This window comes from Marinococcus sp. LNHM3E3-2.2 (assembly GCF_056034385.1).
Window position 1 is genome coordinate 1 of sequence record NZ_JBQLIC010000026.1, and the last position, 1,522, is coordinate 1,522.

The window sequence follows — 1,522 nt, forward strand, 5'->3', positions numbered from 1 at the left end:
CAGTTTTTTTGTAGGCAAGCGCCCCGAAGGGTCGTATACTAAAAAGAAAAGGGGCGATATCGCCATGCTTGGCAAAGCCGAAAATCACCGATTGGATCAAGTGACCGTTGCTGTGGAAGACCTCGTGCCTGCTGACCACTTTCTTCGGACCATCGATGCGATGATTGATTTCCGGTTCATTGACGAGCAACTGGCTCCGTATTATTCGCCGACCGTCGGTCGGCCGTCGATTCCGCCGATCACCTTGTTTAAAATGATGTTTATTGGCTATTTCTACGGCATCCGCTCGGAACGGCAGCTGGAAAAAGAGCTCCAGACAAACGTGGCTTACCGGTGGTTTCTTGGTTTCTCATTGACGGACCGTATTCCGGATCATTCCACGATCAGCTGGAACCGGCAGACCCGATTTCTCGATACGACCGTCTTCGAGGACATTTTTGATACCATCGTCCGGCAGGCGGACGCGCATGGCCTGGTCGACGGGCGGATTTTATTGACCGACTCCACCCACGTGAAAGCCAATGCCAACAAAAACAAGTTTCTGCGAAAAGCGAAATCGCCCAAAGTGCCCGTTTACCTGGACGAATTGGAAGCAGATGTTCAAGCCCACCGAGAAGCAGAAGGAAAAAAGCATTGGGACCGCGGAAGGAGGGGAAGTCCGCTCCCACCACGATGACCCGGGTCAGCCGGACCGATTCGGATAGTGGCTTTTTGATGCGGGATGGCAAGCCACAGGGGTTTTTTTACCTGGACCACCGCACGGTGGACGCTAAACATAACATCATCACAGACACCTATATCACGCCGGGCAACGTGCATGATGCCGATCCTTACTTGGAGCGCCTCGAGGTCCAACGGGCCAAATTCGGCTTTCAGGTGGAGGCAGTGGCGCTCGACGCCGGCTACTTCACCGCGTATTTATGCAAAAAACTCGAGGAGCAGGGCATCTACGCCGTCATGGGATACCGGCGCCCGGGGAAAAGCGGCCCGTACATGCCGAAACGCAAATTTCGTTTTGTCCCGCAGAAAAAAACGTATGTCTGCCCGATGGGCTGCCTGTTGACCTATCGCACGACGGACCGGAACGGCTATCGGCACTATCGTTCCCGCCCCCAGGACTGCCAGGGCTGCCCGCTGCGGGAGGATTGTTTCTCCCCATCGGCGACGTCCCGGGTGGTGAGCCGGCATTTATGGGAAGACTTCAAGGACCGGGTCCGCGCCCGGAAACGGACGAACACCGGGAAAGCATTGTACCACTTACGGACCCAGACCGTGGAACGCAGTTTTGGAGACGCCAAGGAACTCCATGCGTTTCGGTATGCCCGATGCCGAGGACACTCGTCTGTGCAGGAACAGGCATATCTGACCGCTACCTGCCAGAATATGAAAAAAATGGCCCTCGTTCTCGCCAACCAGGCGACATAGAGGGCAACATTTTTGAGGCACCAGCCAAAAAAGAACGTGGATCGAACGATCCACGAACAAACATGACGCTTTTATTTTGTTTCTCAACAATCTGAGA

General features: G+C 54.5%; 1 protein-coding gene. It reads left to right on the top strand.

The features are described from left to right. Positions 1–64: 64 nt before the first annotated feature. Positions 65–1,425, top strand: a protein-coding gene (locus ACTRXF_RS15895) for an IS1182 family transposase (RefSeq protein WP_474264282.1) whose coding sequence is annotated in 2 segments (ribosomal slippage) — positions 65–632 and positions 632–1,425 — 1,362 coding nt in all. Because the reading frame shifts where the segments join, the coding sequence is not laid out codon by codon here. The last annotated feature ends 97 nt before the right edge of the window (positions 1,426–1,522 follow it).